The 18,553-nt window shown below is 35.1% G+C and carries 18 protein-coding genes; 4 read left to right on the top strand and 14 right to left on the bottom strand.

Going from position 1 to position 18,553, the window contains the following annotated elements:
* Positions 1-86: 86 nt before the first annotated feature.
* The 9 genes from DET63_RS13290 to DET63_RS30230 form a co-directional block, all read right to left on the bottom strand.
* Positions 87-2,372, bottom strand: coding sequence for an NEAT domain-containing leucine-rich repeat protein (locus tag DET63_RS13290; protein ID WP_113936977.1), 2,286 nt, complete (start codon positions 2,370-2,372; stop codon positions 87-89).
* 438 nt (positions 2,373-2,810) lie between these two features.
* Positions 2,811-3,593: a DeoR/GlpR family DNA-binding transcription regulator gene (locus DET63_RS13285; protein WP_113936976.1), complete on the bottom strand. Its 783-nt coding sequence runs from the start codon at positions 3,591-3,593 to the stop codon at positions 2,811-2,813.
* A 40-nt stretch (positions 3,594-3,633) separates the two neighbouring features.
* Positions 3,634-4,818 carry a saccharopine dehydrogenase family protein gene (locus tag DET63_RS13280; protein ID WP_113936975.1) on the bottom strand — a complete coding sequence of 395 codons (1,185 nt, stop codon included), beginning with the start codon at positions 4,816-4,818 and terminating at the stop codon, positions 3,634-3,636.
* Positions 4,815-5,912: a 2-aminoethylphosphonate--pyruvate transaminase gene (phnW, locus tag DET63_RS13275; protein WP_113733582.1), complete on the bottom strand. Its 1,098-nt coding sequence runs from the start codon at positions 5,910-5,912 to the stop codon at positions 4,815-4,817. The genes DET63_RS13280 and phnW overlap by 4 nt, the downstream gene beginning before the upstream one ends.
* Before the next feature lie 16 nt (positions 5,913-5,928).
* On the bottom strand, positions 5,929-6,723 hold the full coding sequence (phnX, locus tag DET63_RS13270) for a phosphonoacetaldehyde hydrolase (RefSeq protein WP_113936974.1): 795 nt from the start codon (positions 6,721-6,723) through the stop codon (positions 5,929-5,931).
* A 21-nt stretch (positions 6,724-6,744) separates the two neighbouring features.
* Positions 6,745-8,502, bottom strand: a complete 1,758-nt coding sequence (locus tag DET63_RS13265) for a putative 2-aminoethylphosphonate ABC transporter permease subunit (protein ID WP_113936973.1) — start codon at positions 8,500-8,502, stop codon at positions 6,745-6,747.
* Positions 8,503-9,504, bottom strand: coding sequence for a putative 2-aminoethylphosphonate ABC transporter ATP-binding protein (locus DET63_RS13260; protein WP_002086828.1), 1,002 nt, complete (start codon positions 9,502-9,504; stop codon positions 8,503-8,505). It lies immediately after the preceding gene.
* A 19-nt stretch (positions 9,505-9,523) separates the two neighbouring features.
* The gene (locus DET63_RS13255; protein WP_113936972.1) at positions 9,524-10,600 is read right to left on the bottom strand and encodes a putative 2-aminoethylphosphonate ABC transporter substrate-binding protein; all 1,077 of its coding nucleotides are present in this window, start codon (positions 10,598-10,600) and stop codon (positions 9,524-9,526) included.
* Positions 10,601-10,828: 228 nt separating this feature from the next.
* Complete coding sequence (locus DET63_RS30230) at positions 10,829-10,984, bottom strand: hypothetical protein (RefSeq protein WP_002011566.1); 156 nt, start codon at positions 10,982-10,984, stop codon at positions 10,829-10,831.
* 97 nt (positions 10,985-11,081) lie between these two features.
* On the opposite strand from DET63_RS30230, the gene DET63_RS13245 reads away from it, so the two are divergent.
* Positions 11,082-11,465, top strand: a complete 384-nt coding sequence (locus DET63_RS13245) for a DUF3905 domain-containing protein (RefSeq protein ID WP_002011568.1) — start codon at positions 11,082-11,084, stop codon at positions 11,463-11,465.
* A 39-nt stretch (positions 11,466-11,504) separates the two neighbouring features.
* Here DET63_RS13245 and DET63_RS13240 read toward each other — a convergent pair whose 3' ends face one another.
* The 5 genes from DET63_RS13240 to phaR form a co-directional block, all read right to left on the bottom strand.
* The gene (locus tag DET63_RS13240) at positions 11,505-12,854 is read right to left on the bottom strand and encodes a TrkH family potassium uptake protein (protein WP_002011570.1); all 1,350 of its coding nucleotides are present in this window, start codon (positions 12,852-12,854) and stop codon (positions 11,505-11,507) included.
* Positions 12,855-12,877: 23 nt separating this feature from the next.
* Complete coding sequence (locus DET63_RS13235; RefSeq protein WP_113936971.1) at positions 12,878-14,071, bottom strand: NAD(P)/FAD-dependent oxidoreductase; 1,194 nt, start codon at positions 14,069-14,071, stop codon at positions 12,878-12,880.
* Positions 14,072-14,165: 94 nt separating this feature from the next.
* The gene (gene phaC / locus DET63_RS13230; protein ID WP_002011573.1) at positions 14,166-15,251 is read right to left on the bottom strand and encodes a class III poly(R)-hydroxyalkanoic acid synthase subunit PhaC; all 1,086 of its coding nucleotides are present in this window, start codon (positions 15,249-15,251) and stop codon (positions 14,166-14,168) included.
* 83 nt (positions 15,252-15,334) lie between these two features.
* Positions 15,335-16,078 carry an acetoacetyl-CoA reductase gene (locus DET63_RS13225; protein WP_000250406.1) on the bottom strand — a complete coding sequence of 248 codons (744 nt, stop codon included), beginning with the start codon at positions 16,076-16,078 and terminating at the stop codon, positions 15,335-15,337.
* Positions 16,079-16,230: 152 nt separating this feature from the next.
* Complete coding sequence (phaR, locus tag DET63_RS13220; protein WP_113936970.1) at positions 16,231-16,716, bottom strand: polyhydroxyalkanoic acid synthase subunit PhaR; 486 nt, start codon at positions 16,714-16,716, stop codon at positions 16,231-16,233.
* Between the two features lie 199 nt (positions 16,717-16,915).
* Here phaR and phaQ point away from each other — a divergent pair, with 199 nt between their 5' ends.
* The 3 genes from phaQ to DET63_RS13205 all read left to right on the top strand — a co-directional run bounded on the left by phaQ (position 16,916) and on the right by DET63_RS13205 (position 18,480).
* Entirely contained in the window at positions 16,916-17,368 is a 453-nt protein-coding gene (gene phaQ / locus DET63_RS13215; RefSeq protein ID WP_000903018.1) for a poly-beta-hydroxybutyrate-responsive repressor, read from the top strand.
* Positions 17,369-17,410: 42 nt separating this feature from the next.
* Positions 17,411-17,935, top strand: a complete 525-nt coding sequence (gene phaP / locus DET63_RS13210) for a polyhydroxyalkanoic acid inclusion protein PhaP (RefSeq protein WP_002011575.1) — start codon at positions 17,411-17,413, stop codon at positions 17,933-17,935.
* Between the two features lie 101 nt (positions 17,936-18,036).
* Positions 18,037-18,480 carry a MaoC family dehydratase gene (locus DET63_RS13205; protein WP_001067911.1) on the top strand — a complete coding sequence of 148 codons (444 nt, stop codon included), beginning with the start codon at positions 18,037-18,039 and terminating at the stop codon, positions 18,478-18,480.
* The last annotated feature ends 73 nt before the right edge of the window (positions 18,481-18,553 follow it).

The raw sequence follows: 18,553 nt of genomic DNA, 5'->3' as shown, positions 1-18,553 counted from the left end.
CACTCCTGTCTATTTAGCACTTGATTTTGTACATATAAAAAATACGTTATTCTTCTTATTAAAGAATAACGTATTTTTCTCATTTATTATTTTTTTATTGCCTTATACAGAAATTGCGCATATTGCTCACGTGTTACGAAATCATCCCCTAAAAAGTTCCCATTCCCGTCACCTTTTGATATATTATTATCCACTAATGCTTTCACATATCCTTCTGCCCAATGACCTGTTGGTACGTCTGTAAAGTTCTCCAAATTATTTTCATTTTCATTTAACTGAAATACTTTTTGTAATACTACTGACATCTCGTACCTAGTTAATACTCCTTCTGGACGAAACTTACCTGTACCATCTCCTTGCATAATTCCAGCTTGTGCAACTGTAGCAATATCTTGCTCAAACATATGCCCTTTCGTATCAGTAAACATCTCTTTCTGCTCTACTTTACTTTCTAATTTCAAGTACCTTTGTACTAAAGACGCAACTTGTCCACGAGTAATATTATCCCCAAATCCAAATTTACCATTTCCATATCCTTTAAAAATATCTTCTTTCGCTAAATAGTTAATTGCTGTCTCTGACCAATGTCCTTTCGGCACATCATTAAATTCTATTACTGCTTCTATTTTCTCGTCTTCTTTAGAAGGATTGTCCTCTTTACTTTCTACTACATTTTGAATAACAGATCCTGTGAAGAAGATTCCTGTATCTGCAAATGGGTCTTTCACACCAAATTCATATACTTTCTCACCTGGTGTACTCCACTTAACTACATCGTTACTATACGTACCATCTTCACTCTTCAAACGAATTTTTGTAGAGATTTTACCATCTTTTTCGTATACAGGTACTTTCACTTCTTTATTTACTTCTGTGTCCGCTAAAAAGACTTTTTGATTTTGAACATTAATGTAAGCTGTCTTACTTAGTTCCACAACTGGTCTCACATCGCGGATTTCATTTGCCACAAAACTTAGAAATACTAACTTTTTCAAATTGCTAACTGGTGTTAAGTCTGAAATATAATTTGCCTCTAAATCAAGCTTTTGTAAGTTTACTAGACTTGATAATGGAGTAATATCCTTTAACTCATTATTAGGTAAATCTAATTCTGTAAGCTGAGTCATTTTAGCAAGTGGTGTCACATCTTCAATTTGATTTTTCCCGATAAATAATTTATTTAATTGATTCATTTGATCAATATCCGATAAATCTTTAACTTTATTACGCGTTAATACTAAATCCTTTAAAGGTAATGAATATAACGGTTTAATATCTTCAATTTGATTACCTGCTAAAGTTAAGTATGTTACATTTTTCAACGCGCTTAATGGAGCAACATTCGTAATTTTATTATTTGCTAAATTCAAGTAATCTAGTTGTTCCATTTTCGCTAATGCTGTTACATCTTCTATTTGGTTGCCTGATAGATATAAACTTTTTACATTTTTCATTTCAATTAGTGGTGCAATATTTGTAATTTTATTATTACTCAAATCAAGAGATTCTAAATTATCCATCTTAACAAGTGGTGTTACATCTGAAAATTCATTACCACGCAAAGCTAAATGATTTAATTGCTTTAAATTCGCAAAGAACGACGGATCTGTTATCTTCGCATTCGCAACTGTTAAAGATTTTAAATTTGGCATATATTTTAATGCACTATAATCCAGAATCTCATTCGTGTTTAAAAACAAGTCCTTTACTTGTAATAACTCCTCTTTCGTAATTGGTGTATTTAAATCTTTTCGATTAAATACTTTTTTATTAACAAGTTCTCTTAATTTGTTATCTGTTATCATATTTTGACTATCAACTGGATGATCCGTTTCCGTATTGCCTGAATTAGAGTTATCATCTGGTTTCTCTGTTTCTTTGTCACCTACAGTTGGATCTTTAATTTCAAATTGAACTTGATATTTGTGATCATATCCGATGGCCGGAATAAGTATATGCATTTGCATATTATGCTTCTTCTCAAATTCGCCAATTTCAAATTGGACTACTTTCGTTCCATTTTTCCTCTTATCTTCTGATAAAACTTTCACATCTTGAAATACACCAGGTTGGTTTTTATCCTCTATTCTAAGATATTGAAAATAATCGCTATCTTGTATTGTTACAGTAACGATTTTTTTCCCGTCTTTAATTGCTACTTTAGGATTTTTTATGTACTGAGAAACCATAGATGGCTCATCTTTTTGATCCTTATATATTTTAATCTCAGTATCATACGTGCGATCACTGGCTGCTGCTACCGACTGGTTTGCTTCAATTTTTATTGCTGCTAACGCTGGAGTAGAATACGCAGCAAATGGAATAGCTAATGTTGTTGCTACTACTAGAGCTTTAATATAACTTTTTTTCAAAATAATATCCCCTTATCTTATATATATTTCAATTGATAATTACTATCAATTACTAACATAATAAATGATAATGAATCTCATTATCATTGTCAACAAGAATATTACATTAAGTTTATATTTCCATAGATAAAAAATAAAAAACCCTTTACTCAAAGGGCTTTTTTGCCTATCGTATGAAGGATTTCACTTTTTTCTTTTTCATTAATAACACCAATTTTTTGCAAAATGTTTGCATACAATACAAGTTTATTATATATCCGTTCCGACATACTTTCCCTTCTTTCCTTCGACCAACTTTTTTTGTATTGGTAAATTATATGAACGAGATGAGAAAATGTGTCCACTTTTTGCATAAATACAAAGCTTTTATTTTTTTACTTGCTGCTAGTAAAACTCCCACCTAAAAATTAGGTGGGAGTCTAAACGTATTCAATTCATTTAGCAAACTGTCCATTGAATATTATGCTTTTTGACTTCTTCTTCAAAACTATAGGGCATTTTCTTATCACACATAATATGTTGAATACGAGAAAATCCTGCTATTCGGTAGTTCCCTTTTACGCCTACCTTTGTATGATCGCATAAAATATACGTTTTCTCAGCTAATTTCATCATCGCTTCTGACAGTTTCGCCTTTTCTAATTCAAAGCTAGAAACCCCAAAACCTTGCAACAACCCATCAATCGAAACGAATGCTTTATGAAAATGAAATTGATGAATTACTTGCTGTGAAATAGACCCCGACACACGTGAATGTTTTGGAGATACTTTCCCGCCTATAAATAAAACTTCACCGTGAAACATCTTTTTATTAATAGAAGAAATTAATTGTGTTGCTACTGGAAATGAACTTGTTACAATCGTTAAATTTTTACGATGAACAAGATATGGCACCATTTGAAGTGGTGTACTTCCATCATCAATCGCAATAACATCTCCATCTTCCACAAACGTTGCTGCTTTATACCCAATTCTTTTCTTCTCTTCTATATGCAGCATCTCTCGTTCTAACATCGGTGCCTCTATCCCAGCTCCCGGAAGTTGAACGGCTCCACCGTACACTTTCTTCAATTTTTTTTCACGATCTAATTCTTCTAAATACCGACGAATCGTCTCTGTTGATACTGCGAACTCTCTCGCTAATTCTGAAACTTTTACTTTTCCTTTAAACTCTACCTTCTCAAGAATTGTCCTCTTTCTCTCTTCACCTACTACAGACATAGCCTCACCCCATTTATATCTACCTCATAAACTGTCTTACTTATACAAAGTTATAATTTTCTTTTTCAGTGAAAATCTCTTCATGAATATAAATACCGCGCTTTTCTAGTTCGTCAAAAATAATTTGTGGATTTTCGAAAGCTTCTTCAGGAGTAATAACACCGACTTTATTAACTACTCCTTTTGCAATTAACTCTGTAGCGATTCCAAATGGGATACCAACATTTCTTGTATAGGCCCTTAATTTCTCCCAACCTACTACAGAACCGTCAGATAGCGGATGTGTATGGTATAACACATGCCTTTGTTTTTGATTATTTTTCATACCTACTACTTCTACATGAAGTGCATAACCATAAAGCTCTGTTTCTTGTCCTTCTTTCGATTTTAATAGATACTTCGAAATACAATCCATAATACCAATTTCTTTACCCTTTATTTCAATTTGATCATTACGCAATATACCATAATCATATAAAGCACGAACGAGCTGCATATTTTGCTCTGGCCAAGTTCCTCTTGTTTCAATAAGCTGTACACCTTTATCTTCCAGTGCCTTCGCTAACGTAATCGTTTCTGAATGCGGGATTATATACTGCATTGTTTTTCCGTAAGGCGCTGGTAATTCAATTTCTCTCGGGCGCGCAAACGGAGGTACTTGCTTGAATTCACCTTCCTCATACACTGTACGCGTCGGCAAATGTGGATCATATTCATATGTCGTTGTCTCTGTAATTGATGCAGAAAAAGCAATTGGACGATACGAGCCATGACTTACTCGAACTGACTCTACAGTATCTAGCTGATTTGCTGCATACATGGCCATCATTTGCGTTACACCTGGTGTCATACCAAACCCAGGTAAACATGTTGTTCCATGTTGAACAAATTTAGAATGGGATTCATTTTCTTCACCGAATCCATTTAAGTTCACACCGTGACAACCGGCCTCTGCGATACAGCGAGTAGACAATCCATTTAACTTTATCGTCGTACCATCCATTACAATGTTATAGCCCTTCATTTTTGCGACCGTATCCTCATGATTTGTCACATCGACTTTCACAAAATCAACACGAGGATCATTTAACCACTCTACTACTTTTCGGCCTTCCTCTTCATTAAAATCGGCTACCGTAATCGTCTCAAAAGATGAAAATTGAACTAAATCTAAAATTGCTTCACGACAAATTTTACCTGCTCCACCTAAGCAAAATACTTTCACCCTATAACAACCCCTTTAGCAATACTATCAACTAAGCGATTAATATCGTCTTCATGTACATCACCGATATTTCCAATGCGGAACGTATCTACTTTCGAAATTTTACCTGGATAAATAACAAATCCATATCGCTTTAATTCATTATATAGCTGCAAAAATTCAAATCCTGCTTCTGGATAAATGAAAGATGTAATAATAGGAGATTGATATTTTTCATCTACTAATGGCTTAAAGCCTATTTCTTTCATTTTGTGCACTAGTAGTTTTTGATTGCTATAATATCGATTGTAACGGGCTCTTACCCCGCCTTCTTCTTCTAATTCAAGCAATGCCTGATAAAAAGCATGTACAACATGTGTAGGTGAAGTAAAGCGCCATTTCCCATTTTGCTCTTCCATCGTTTCCCACTGATCATATAAATCTAATGATAAAGAACGAGCTTGTCCTTTACATTTCAATAGTTCATCACGATTTGCGATGACAAAACCGAATCCGGGAACACCTTGAATACATTTATTCGCACTACTAATTAGAAAGTCAATTTGCAACTCAGCGATATCTATTTCAATACCACCGAAACTACTCATTGCGTCAACCAGTGTAACTTTTCCATATTGTTTTCCCAATTTACATACGTCTACAATTGGATTAATAATACCTGTAGTTGTTTCACAATGAACAACTACAATATGCGTAATCTCTTTATCTTGTTGTAATAACTGTTCTACTTCTGCAATATTAGTAGGCTCCCACTCTTCTGTTTGACTGACCACCACATCTATATGTAACATCTCTGCCATTTGTACAATCCGCTTACCATACGCACCATTTGTACAAACTAGCAGCTTTCCGTTTCTAGGAATAACAGAACCAATTACTGCTTCAACCGAAAACGTACCGCTTCCTTGCATTAAAACTGTTGTGTACTTTTCTTCCTCCTTTGTCGCTAACGATACAAGCCTATTTCTTACATCTTGCACCATCGTGTTATATTCAACATCCCACGTACACCAATCGTATAACATAACTTCTTTTACAGTTTTTGTTGTCGTTAATGGTCCTGGTGTTAATAATAAATAGTGATTTTCATTCATGATCGTGTGCCCCCCTTTATGAAATAATAAGTTCTTGTTTCTCGATATGTTCAATTACGTTTTCGAGCTCCTGCATCGTTTCAATTGTAAAATGAGCCCCATTTTCAACGAAACGATTACGAACTACTTCTATTTTTTCACGAAGATCTAACGGATCCATATTCTCAACTTCCTCTTCCGTTAAACCGAGCTCACTACTACCGAGGATTACACCAACTGTCCACATTCCAGCATTTCGGCCCTCTTTCATATCTGACACGGTGTCTCCAACTTTTATCATATGATTCATTGGGTATACACAGAGTTCCATCGCATTTTTATAACACATCCACGGATATGGACGACCTGCTGGAACATCATTTGGCGTCACAAGAAAATCAGGTTTATACCCTTGTATTTCTGCTTCTTTTGCAACAATGTCCATCATTTCTCTCGTATAACCAGTTGTTGATCCAATTTTAATACCTCTTTCACGTAGTGAAGAAACCACTTCTTTTACCCCATCAATTGGCGTGGCATAGTACGGTAAAATAGCAAAGAGAATTTCTTCAAACTCTTCATACATCTCATGAATGTCTTCTTCTGTTGGTAATTGTCCGAAGACACGCTTCCACTCATTCGAAATACGGGGCATTTCCGTTAATACCCTAACATGATCAATCTTCAATAACCCCATTGGTTTACGAGCTTCTTCTGCTGTAATTTCAACACCGCGTTTATGAAAAATCTTCATGAATACTTCTAATGGTGCAAAACATCCGTAATCAACTGTCGTACCTGCCCAATCAAAAATAACTGCTTCAATTTTCATTCTATCCATCACCCTTCTTACTTATCTTTTTTGCCATTGTGACGTTCGGTTACGAAGTGCTTTCGTTCCCCATTCATATACAACCCTCACTACAATATTTGTAACAACAATAAGTACACTCATTGCAGCTGCTGGTGCTACATTTCCTGCATCATCCATATTTACAATTGATACAGCAGCTAGTTTAAAATCAGCCGCGTATAAGAACACTACTGCCGATACAGTTACCATTGAATTTACGAAATAGTACATAACCATTTCTAAAATAGCTGGTAAACACATCGGTACTGTTACTCGAAAGAAAGTTTTATAGAATGGTACACTCATCGACTGTGAAACAAGTTCAAACTCTCGGTCCAGTTTCTTTAAAGCAGTCGTTGCGGTAACAAACGTTACAGAGTAAAAATGTATGATATTTACTAATACTAAAACAGCAATTGTGCCATATAAGGAATGAAACGGATTTGTTACTGAAAGTCCTAGAATTTGAATTGTTGGTTGACTGAAGAAAAAGACATATCCTAATCCAAGTACTAATCCAGGAATCGCTAACGGTACAATAGAAAAAAAGTAGCCTACTTTTCTGAAAAAATGTAGCTGTTCTATTTTTTCAATCGCATAAGCGAACACAAATGTTAAAATCGCACCGATAACTGCCGTAACGGCTGAGACAATTACACTATTTTTAAACGCTTCAAGTCCGTCTCCTGTCAAACTTGAAAAATTAAAATGCTCAAGTGTAAAGCTCATATTATAGGGCCATACTTTCACACTTGCAGCAATACCAACTGCCACAAATAAAAGAATGATCATAGACGTGACTACGCTACAATATACGAATGAAATAACATCTCTTTTCTTATTATTTATTATTCTGTAAGGTACTGCTTTTGAAGATAAAAGATTCGCCTGTTTTCTTTGCGTAATACGATCAACTGCAAATGCGAAAATAGCTGGGATCAATAAAATCATTCCGACAGTTGCGCCCATGGACATATTTTGCTGTCCAATTACTTGCTTATATACGTCAGTAGCAAGTACGTTATATTGTCCTCCAACAATTTTAGGTGCCCCAAAATCAGTGAAACTAAGTGTAAATACAACGAACATCGCACTAATTAATCCGTATTTCACACTAGGTAAAGTAACCGTAAGAAACTGTTTCACTTTACTTGCACCCAACATATTAGAAGCTTCATATAAACGATAATCAGAACCTTGGAGAGCAATTAATAAAATAAGGAATGCTTGCGGAAATGTATACATAACTTCAGCCATTACAATTCCTACTGGTCCGTATAACGGTATTTGTATTCCTTCAAATAAACCAAACATCCCTTTTGTTATTAACCCTTGATTACCAAATAAATATGTAAGCGCAATACCGTGCATCATCGTTGGTGCGAATAATGGTAATAATGCTATGTATTGAAATACGCGCTTTCCAAAAACATTTGTACGAGTGATCGCATATGCGTAAGCGTAAGCGAGTGTAACCGAAATAATTGTTGTAGCGCCCGAAATCCATATCGTATTTTGTAATGATTGAACTAGCGTTGGTGTTGTGAAATATTTACTGAAATTCGCAACACCAACAAAAGCTCCATCTTTATCATAAAAGGCTTGTGTAAACAGTTGTAATAAAGGCAATACAAGCATGATAAAAAATGAAAGAAGCATACCAATAATTAATAGTCTTTGTATCCACTCTTCTTTACCGATACGTCTCTTAATCTTTTTTTTTGTACTTTCTACCTTAAAGTTTTCTAACATCTCCATCTATACAATGACCTTCTTTCCATATGACAACATATGATTTTCTGAGAAAGAGATTTGAATTGGCTTTCCTTTTCTAATAGCAGTTTCCTCTACTTCTGATGCCAATATATCCACTACAATTTTCTCATTATAAAGGTGTGTTTTCTCTTCTATGACCCGCACTTCCGTCCGGTATACAGAACCGCGAAATTCCATGCTTTCTACAACTGTTTTAATACCATTATTTTGTACAACTGTTACATGTTCAGGACGAATTGCATGTTCTTCGTTATTTTTCGAAAAGAAATTAATAGAACCAATAAAATCTGCCACAAACGGATTGGCTGGTCTTTGATAAATCTCCTCTGGTGTTCCAATCTGCATAATTTCCGCATGATTCATTACAACAATTTTATCAGCCATCGTTAATGCCTCTTCTTGATCATGCGTTACCATAATAGTTGTTACTCCCACTTTTTCTTGCAAATCACGCATTTCTCTGCGCAACTTTTCACGCACTTTTGCATCTAAAGCAGATAATGGCTCATCAAGTAACAAAATATCGGGAGACAGAGCGAGCGCACGTGCAAGTGCTACTCGCTGCTGTTGTCCACCAGACATTTGAGCAGGATATTTATCTTTTACATTCAGCAAATCAACAAGTTCTAACGCCGATAGCGCTTTTTCTTTTACTTCTGCTTTTCCATATTTTTTTGTTTTTAAGCCGTATTCAATGTTTTCAAGTGCAGTTAAATTCGGAAATAATGCATACGATTGAAAAACCATTCCGAAGTTCCTCTTTCCAGGTGGTAATGCTGTAATATCTTTTCCATTCACAGCAATACTACCTGTTGTTGCCTCTTCTAGCCCCGCTAAAATTCGGAGCAATGTCGTTTTCCCACAACCACTTGGGCCTAATAAACAAACAAACTCATTTTTTTTCACAGTAAAAGAAATATCCTTTAACGCTGTAAATGCATCAAACTGTTTTTGAATGTGTTGAATTGATAAATATTCGCTCATTTTTCTCTCTCCCACTCACTTACTTTTTCGGTTCTGCTTTTTGGCCAAACTCTTTTTCCCATTTTTCTAAAATTTTGTCACGATTTTCTGCTGCCCATTTAAAGTCATTCTTTTTATATAACTTTTCTGTCACATCTTTAGGGAATCCATCTGGAAGTTTATAATCATTTTTAATTGTCGCAAATCCATTTTTCTCGAAGTATAACTTCATTACATCATCTGTAATTGCCCAATCTAAAAATGCTTGCGCTAATTTATCATTTTTAGCATTATCTTTTTTAATAAGTGCGTTCGCTTCTACTTCCCAGCCTAATCCTTCTTTCGGCAGTACAACTTCAACTGGTGCACCTTTTTGTTTCTCTTTCAAAGCACTATAAACCATTGATACACCAACTGGATATTCACCTGCGCCTGCTAATTTCGCTGGTTTTGAACCTGAATGAGTATAAGTTGCCATATTATCATGAAGTTTCTTCATGTAATCCCAGCCCTTATCTTCTCCCATAATTTGTAGCCATGCAGAAACTGTTAAAAATCCTGTTCCAGAAGAAGCCGGATGCGGCATAACTAGCGTTCCTTTATATTCTGGTTTCGTTAAATCTTCATATGATTCTGGCATCGGTAAATTTTTCTTCTTCAATTCTTCTTTATTTACAGCAATCCCCGTCATAAATGCAGTATTTCCTACCCATTTTTCTGGTTTCTTATCGTCTTTAAATTGCGGAAGGACACGATCTGCTCCTTTTGGAGAGTATCCTTTTAACATATCTTTTTTCTCTAAAGCTAATAGACTAGACGCTGCAGTTCCCCATACAACATCTGCTTGTGTATTTTTTCCTTCAGCTAGCAATTTCGCTGTAATAACTCCTGTTGAATCACGAACAATGTTCAACTTCACGTCTGGGTACTTCTGTTTAAAAGAATCAAGATAAATTGGTACAAGCTCTTCTTCAATCGCTGTGTAGACAGTTAATGATCCAGATAATTTATCATCTTTTACTTTTGCTCCAGCACTTTCTTCTTTCTTTGCACCACACCCCATTAATAACGAAAATACCATTCCAGTTGCTACAGCTTTAAAGATTGTTTTTTTCACTGTCTCTCTCTCCTTTTACAAATCTTATGTACAACTCTAATATAAACAACTAGTGTAAAAGCAGTATTAAACCAACATTAATCTTTTGTTTGTTGTTTGTTTTTGTGTAATACGTTGCTACTTCTATGTTTTTTCGCATTTTTCTGCTAATATCAAACGTGAAATTTACAAATAATTAAAAAAACCTTTATAATCCCACAAAAAAATGAGGCGTTTGTAAAAAACGCCTCATTTTTGTTTACCTTTTTTTGAATTACGATTTGCATACTTCGCACTATTTTCTCCTTCATACTCTAATGCAAATTCTGCATCTGGTAAGCTTTCTTTCGGAGTTTTATTATTATTAATTGCTGCATTTTGTTTTACTTTTCTTTTTACCAACATATTCACCTGCTCTCACGAAATAACTTTCTATTCTAGTTTGAAACAACTTACAGTAATTATTACTGGGAAGTGTTAACAAGTACATAAGAGCTTATAGATGGAAATACTACATACGAACAAGCCATTACAAAAAGGAGCGATTACTTTGAAAGAAAAAGAAACGATACAATCGCCAATTTTAGACGAGACGCTCCCTCATCAAATGAACTTTCCTTCTTTTAAAGGCACAGGCAAAAAGATGCAACAACCTTTTATAAATCAATATGATGTTGTAATTGGAGACAGTAAATACGATTCCACTAACAGTCCTCTTAATAATTGGAGTGATGAGGTAGATCCTGCCATTATGGCTGGGGAAGAATGGATCCATCCTACAAATGATATCGGATGGATTGCAGAAGAAAATCAAGAATTACTTAAAAACGAAGTTGATAATAAAAATGATGCTTTTATGCATCCCCAATTCGGAATTAACGACTAAAAAAACCATTCTACCTAACTCAGGTAGAATGGTTTCATACTATCCAATAATAATTCGCTCTTTCGGGTACTTATAGCGAGCTGGTTGCTCTCTTCCACCACTAGCTAAAATAAATGTCAAAATACCGACGCGTCCGATAAACATAAGTACAATAAGTACAAGTTTACCAACAGTTGTTAAATCAGGAGTAACACCTGTTGATAGTCCCGTCGTTCCGAAAGCAGAACAAACTTCAACGATTAAGCTCATAAGCGGTACATTTTCCGTAATAGATAAAATGAATAGCGCTGAGGCACATAATAAAATCCCCATCGTCATAACGACAGATGCTTTCAACACGTCCTCTTCATGTAGCTGGCGTTTGAAAACTCGGACTGTTCTCCCGCCTCTTGCAAATGTATATAACGATAATATACTAACTGCAAATGTTGTTGTACGTATTCCGCCCCCAACTGAACTTGGAGATGCCCCAATGAACATTAATATACTCATAAATAAAAGCGTTGGTTGTGATAATTCACGTATGTCCATTGTAGCGAGTCCTCCACTTCGCGTCGTCACAGATTGGAATAATGTATAAAATACAGTTTCATGCCATGACTTTCCTACTAAAAAATGATTTCGTTCTAATAGAAAAATCATAATTGTTCCAACAATAACGAGTACAAAAAATGTCGTTGTCGTCAATTTTGTAAATAACGAAAAGCGAAATAGTTGTTGTCGCCTTTTACTAAGGAATTGTTTTACTTCCATTAACACTGGGAAACCGATAGCTCCTAAAATAATAAGCAACATATGAATCATTTGAACAATATAATCTTTTTTGTACGGAATAAGTGATTGTCCTGTTAAATCAAATCCTCCGTTCGTTGTTGCGCTCACAGCGGCAAAGAAACCGTGAAAATAAGCTTCTTGCCAAGTCGGGAAATATAGTAAGAATCTTGTACCTAACAGTATTGCTCCAATGAGTTCTATCGAAATAATTACAATTAAAATAGAACGCATCAATTCTACAAGGCCCGATAAATTCCCTTGGTTATGGTCTGCCATAATTAATCTTCTTCTTTGCAAACCAATCTTTTTCCCCGTTATAATCCAGACGAATGTACCAAGCGCCATAATTCCTAATCCGCCTAATTGTAAAATAAGGGCTAAAACAATAATTCCTGCCGTTGTAAACGTATCTGAAATCGTAACAACAGACAGTCCCGTAACACTTACCGCACTAACAGATGTAAATAGTGCATCGATAAATGTCCATTTCACTTCAGGCTTCGTAACAAATGGTAAACTAAGCAAAATTACCGATACGACTACTGCTAGTAAATAAAATACAACGATAAGTTGTACGGGACGTAACTTTTGTAAAAACTTTTTTATATCTCTCATTCCATCACTTCGCTACCTTTTTTCTATCGATTAAATAAAGAAAAATCATCACTTTCTTCATTTGTAAATAACTGCTGAAATAGTTTCGCAAATACCATTCCGTATACAGTTCCATTTCCCCCATACGGCAGTGCGTAATATAAATTATGTATTTTTTTATCTTCTTTTAAAATAGGAAGACCGTCATGACTGCCACCAAATGCTGCTGCCCAATAGTACTCTGCCCGTATATTTTTATACTGCGGGAACATTTCTTTTACAATGTTAATAAGAAGATCACGCTTATGCAATAATTTCGTATCGCCGATTTTTTGAATTTTCAGCGCCTCATCTAATCCGCCTATAACAATGCGGTTTTGATACGTTCGACTATACAAATACGGACGTGCTGTTTCCCAAATTAACGATTGCTCATGCCAGCCTTCAAAATAATCTATCTTATTTGTCACAACGGCATAAGACGTTTCTACAGTTGTATTTTTTTCTTTCTTTCCAAAAATTGCTTCATAACCTGTCGCCATAATAATATTCTTTGCTACTATTTTATTTCCTGTATTCGTGTAACAAATTAAATCATTTTGGATTTGTTTAATATGTAATGCCTCTGTATGTTCGTATATAGTAGCGCCCATTTGTTTCGCTTTATGCAAAAGACTATGCGCTAATAAATACGGATTCACTTCTGCATCACCGCTTGTATATAACGCTGCTTGTTTTGCAAATGAATAACGTTTCTTAATATCAGACTCTGTAAAATATTCAACCGGAAATCCATAATGGCGTAACGTATTATGTTCTTCTTGTAAAAATGAAACATCTTCATCTCTACTTGCATAATACAAACTATTTCGCGGAATAAAATGGGGATCAATATCGAGAGTTGGCACAACCTTCTCCATTGTTTGCAGCGCTTCATAACAAAGTCTATATGCTCGTACCCCTTTCTCTTCACCAAATGTATGAATAAGAGAGGTTAACGATTTATCATGAACAAATTGTAATAATCCTGTATTTGCAGCTGTGCTACCACATGCAATTGCTCTTTTTTCAATGAGTATAACACGCATTCCAATTTTAGCTAACGAATACGCTATATGAGCACCCGCTTCTCCACTTCCAATTACGAGCACATCACATATCATATCATTTTCTAACGTTGGATAACAAGGTACAGAAACTCCAGAATTCCAAAACAACTTACCAGTCATAAGCTTCATAATTATACTCCTACCATATAATTTTCTCCTTTCTATGTTTCGTCATTTTCCATAAAAAAATCCAACTAACATACGCTAGTTGGATTTTTTCTCTTTAATTAGAACGCTCTTCAAGCCAATTTCCAACCGTCGGATATGTTTGCTTTACAGCCGTTCCACCATACACAATAGACATATGTCCTGTCGGTAAACATACATACTCTTTATCTGTGCTAGAAATATGATCAAGTAAAGCTTCTACTTGACATGGCAGAGCGATATGATCACGCTTCGCAGAAATATTTAAGACATTCGCCTTAATATTTGCAAGGTCTACCTTTTGTCCGCGAATAACGAGTTCACCCTTCACTAATTTATTATTTTGATAAAAATCACGAATCCATTGTCTATACGATTCACCTGGGAACGGAATACCATCGCCTACCCACTTTTGAACTAATTTCCAACTTTCGACGAAGCGCTCATTTTCTGAACGATCGACTAAAGCAACATATGGACCGACAAAGTTTGTAATTGGTTTTAACATCTTATTTCCGAAATCAATCATTTCTGGTGGAATATTTCCAAATGTATCAACTGCTTTATCTAAATTGAAATATTTCTCATCTAATAAAGGACCGTATAACCCTGTTTCAGAGAAATCAAAAGGACTTGTCATAAAAATCAAGTTTCGAATTGGCATGTCCGGATGAAGCGCTGCATAAATAGATGTTAACGTTCCACCCATGCAATAACCAAGTAAAGAAATCTCGTCCGATTTTGCAGTTCTCATTACTTTTTTCACTGCTTTTGCAATATAATCGAACACGAAATCATCAAATTTCAAATGACTATCTTCTAAACCGAATGTGCCCCAATCAAGCATATACACATCAAAACCACGATCTACTAAATATTCCACTAAACTATTACCTGGAGTTAAATCCATAATATACGGTTTATTAATAAGAGCGTATATTAATAAGATTGGAACTCTCTGTGTTTTTTCTTGTTTTGGAATGTAACGATACAGCTTCGTTTTATTCTTCGTCCAAATAACCTCTTTCGGTGTTAAACCAACTTGTGGTTCTGGTTCGCGTAATAAAACTTCGCTCGCTCTTTTCACACGGCGATATGCTTTACGATATTCTTCTGGGTACAACTCCAATTGCTTTTCCCATTCTGTTACGAATGTAGTCATTTTTTCTATCTCCTTTTTGGTCAATTTCTTTCTAAAAAAAGAAGTGCATTCCTGCTATGGATATGCACTTTTTTCTTACTTCATTACATGTATAATCCGCCGTTAATGTTTAATTGCTGACCTGTGATATACGCACCGTCACGGCATAGATATACTACACCTTTTGCAATTTCATCAGCTTGACCAAAACGTTTTTTCGGGATTTTCGCAACGATTTTTTGACGCACTTCTTCTGGTACTTCTGCTACCATTTCAGTATCAATAAATCCTGGGCAAATTGCGTTTACAGTTACATTTGTTCTTGCAAGTTCTAACGCTAATGATTTTGTAAATCCTAGCATACCTGCTTTTGCTGCTGAGTAGTTTGTTTGTCCAAATCCACCAGCTTGGCCAATAATAGAAGAAATACTAATGATTCTTCCTTCTTCTGCTTCCGATATGTATGGAAGTACCGCACTTGTCGTATTAAATACACTGCTTAAGTTCACGTCAATTACGCGCTCCCAATCTTCACGATTTAATTTTTTGAATGTACGATCTCTTGTAATACCAGCATTATTAACAAGAATATCAACTTTACCAAAATGATTCACAGCTTCTTCTACAAGTCTGTTTGCATCTTCTACTTTAGAAACATCCGCTTGAACTGCATAAACGTCATGTCCTTCTTTTCCTAATTCATTTACTAAGTTTTCAGCTGCTTCTTTACTGCTGTTATAGTTAATAACTACTTTTGCTCCCTCTTCTGCTAATGCTACTGTAATTGCTTTTCCAATTCCTTTTGCCCCACCTGTTACGATTGCTACTTTGCCATTTAATTGAACCATTTCTTTTCCCCCTTAAATGAATTTGTGAACGATTGTTATGAATCATTTTGGTACTCATACTAATTGAGTCCATATATTAATTATGTTTCGTTGTTTATACATGAAAAGAGATTCTCCCTCTCTCTTTTACACGTTATAAACAAACGCGATTATCATTTTTTATTTTCTGGCTTATTTACTACAGGCTTTACTTCTTCTTTTACAGGTACTTGTAGTTTAGCTAGTACTGCATTTTGCTTTTCTAGCAATTCTAAAATTTGATCAACTTTCGTTTCTAACGTGCGCATATCTTGTTTTACTTTCGTAACATCACGCTTTAATGTAGGAGCTTGTCCTAATGAATCCACTTTCTCTTCTAGAATTTCCTCGATATTATCAACTTTATTTTCTAAGTTAATAACAAGCGTAGCTACTCTAGCGATATCCTCTCTCGTCGGCACATTCACCTGTTCTAAATAATTTTTTGTCGTATCATTTAATGCTTTTTGATAAAACAAATTCAAATCTAGAACGCTGCCCATCCAAGCAGAATATTCTTCTGTTTTAATTGTTTCATTGAGCGCTTTTCCCCAAAATGTTTCGGTTTGTTCATAAGCATTTTTCCATGCTTGCAATGGATCGAATTTTTGATCAATCACTTCGACTACACTCCCTTTTTCTTTTTTTGAAACAATTCAACCTATTCACTATTTTCTAATATTCCGAATAAAACTTCAAGTATATATTTTATTTTTCTTTATTTTCTAACAAATGTATTGACATTAAAAACAGATAGGTGTAAATTGCACTTATAAGCAAAAAATTCCATCTAACTGATTCATGAGGTGATGCACAATCATGCTACATAATGAACCAGAACACCCAGAAAGTTTGGAAAAAAACCAAGCGAAACAACCAAACTCCATGCCAAAAAACTTCTTAGTTCCTTTCTTACTTCTCTGTCTAAAAGACTGGAGTCTTCATGGTTACAAACTTATTCAAATGCTAATGGACATCGGCTTTTCTTCTGTTGACCAAGGTAATGTGTATAGGACACTACGCAAATTAGAAAAAGAAAATCTTATTTCTTCTACTTGGGATACAAGCGAAGGCGGGCCAGCGAAACGAATTTATTCTTTAACAGAATATGGAGAGCAATATTTAACAACATGTGCGACTTCTTTTGAACATTATCAAAATATGTTGCGGACGTTTTTCACGTTATACACCAATGCATTCTTTCCATTTTCTACTTCTCCAGAAAAGGATGAAAAGGATTCTTCATCTTCACCTGGTGGTACAGCAGAGTAATCTGCGTTCACAATATGCAAAAAAACATTTGGAGGTCAAACAATGGAAACTAAGCCATACGAATTAGTCGATGCATTTTGGAAAAACTGGTCTCAATCTCTTTCCCTCTTCTCTTCAGCTGGGAAACAATTAGAGCAACTTACTTTAGAAACGTTAAAACAACAACAAGACGCTTTGCATAAATTAACATCAGGAGTAGATGAACTAGAAAAAGAACTACACCAATTCACTGCTCAGTTCAATAACCAATATACAGACTATGTGAAGCAATTAACTGGAAACTCCTTAAATGATCAAATTAACGAGTGGCAAGAAAAGTGGAATGAGCTTTCTAATCAAATGCACCAACTTACTGTTTCGCCTACGAAAACATCTTTGTCTATTCTTACTCAAACTAGCGGCCAATTTGAAGAAACAACAAAACACTTTATCGAACAACAACAGTCGCAACGTGAAGAGGTTCAAAAACAGTTAGAAGTTTTTTTGGGAGAGTTCAAGTCCAAACAACTAGAACTCGCAAAGCAGTTCGAGGAAAACTCAAAAAATCTATTTACTTCCATCAAATAAGAAAAATGTGGCAACTAACTGCAGCACAAACAAAACTCTTTCTTCCTCCTACTACATCAAGATGGCTTACATTTTTCGATATGGAAAAGAAGGAGGACAAAATGAATCCATTTCAAGAAGCACAAACTGTTCCGGAGCTTCGTTACGATGAGATTCAAGTCGGTGATCAAGCATCACTTACAAAAAAAATTACGGATGAGGACGTTATCAATTTTGCAAAATTGACTGGAGATGTAAATCCTATTCACATTCTAGACTCTTTTGCAAAAACGACAATGTTCAAAGAACGTATTGCCCATGGCATGCTCGTTTCAAGTTTTATTTCTACCATTCTTGGAACGAAACTTCCTGGCAAAAATACGATTTATTTATCACAAAACGTTTCATTCCGTGCTCCTGTCAAAATCGGTGATACACTTCGCGTTGTGGCAGAAGTTATTAAAAAACGGGACGATAAAAAAATTATCACATTGCAAACAAACATATATAATCAATCTGATGATATTGTCGTAGAAGGTACAGCGACAATACTGAAAAAAGAGTAGCAAATTTGCTACTCTTTTTTCTATCCAAGAACTTCTAATCACACCGTTTACTTCCGTGTATGAGTACGTCGTT

The organism is Bacillus sp. DB-2 (genome assembly GCF_003315125.1).
Classification (GTDB): domain Bacteria; phylum Bacillota; class Bacilli; order Bacillales; family Bacillaceae_G; genus Bacillus_A; species Bacillus_A mycoides.
This window is presented reverse-complemented; position numbering and strand designations above follow the sequence as displayed.

Coding starts and splice junctions, on each gene's coding strand:
- phnW (WP_113733582.1), bottom strand. CDS start 5,912: ATGAATGAAAATCACTATTTATTATTAACACCAGGACCATTAACGACA.
- DET63_RS13260 (WP_002086828.1), bottom strand. CDS start 9,504: ATGAGCGAATATTTATCAATTCAACACATTCAAAAACAGTTTGATGCA.
- phaC (WP_002011573.1), bottom strand. CDS start 15,251: ATGACTACATTCGTAACAGAATGGGAAAAGCAATTGGAGTTGTACCCA.
- phaQ (WP_000903018.1), top strand. CDS start 16,916: ATGCTACATAATGAACCAGAACACCCAGAAAGTTTGGAAAAAAACCAA.
- DET63_RS13245 (WP_002011568.1), top strand. CDS start 11,082: ATGGAAATACTACATACGAACAAGCCATTACAAAAAGGAGCGATTACT.
- phnX (WP_113936974.1), bottom strand. CDS start 6,723: ATGAAAATTGAAGCAGTTATTTTTGATTGGGCAGGTACGACAGTTGAT.
- DET63_RS13240 (WP_002011570.1), bottom strand. CDS start 12,854: ATGAGAGATATAAAAAAGTTTTTACAAAAGTTACGTCCCGTACAACTT.
- DET63_RS13285 (WP_113936976.1), bottom strand. CDS start 3,593: ATGTCTGTAGTAGGTGAAGAGAGAAAGAGGACAATTCTTGAGAAGGTA.
- DET63_RS13225 (WP_000250406.1), bottom strand. CDS start 16,078: ATGGTTCAATTAAATGGCAAAGTAGCAATCGTAACAGGTGGGGCAAAA.
- DET63_RS30230 (WP_002011566.1), bottom strand. CDS start 10,984: ATGTTGGTAAAAAGAAAAGTAAAACAAAATGCAGCAATTAATAATAAT.
- DET63_RS13265 (WP_113936973.1), bottom strand. CDS start 8,502: ATGGAGATGTTAGAAAACTTTAAGGTAGAAAGTACAAAAAAAAAGATT.
- phaP (WP_002011575.1), top strand. CDS start 17,411: ATGGAAACTAAGCCATACGAATTAGTCGATGCATTTTGGAAAAACTGG.
- DET63_RS13205 (WP_001067911.1), top strand. CDS start 18,037: ATGAATCCATTTCAAGAAGCACAAACTGTTCCGGAGCTTCGTTACGAT.
- DET63_RS13235 (WP_113936971.1), bottom strand. CDS start 14,071: ATGAAGCTTATGACTGGTAAGTTGTTTTGGAATTCTGGAGTTTCTGTA.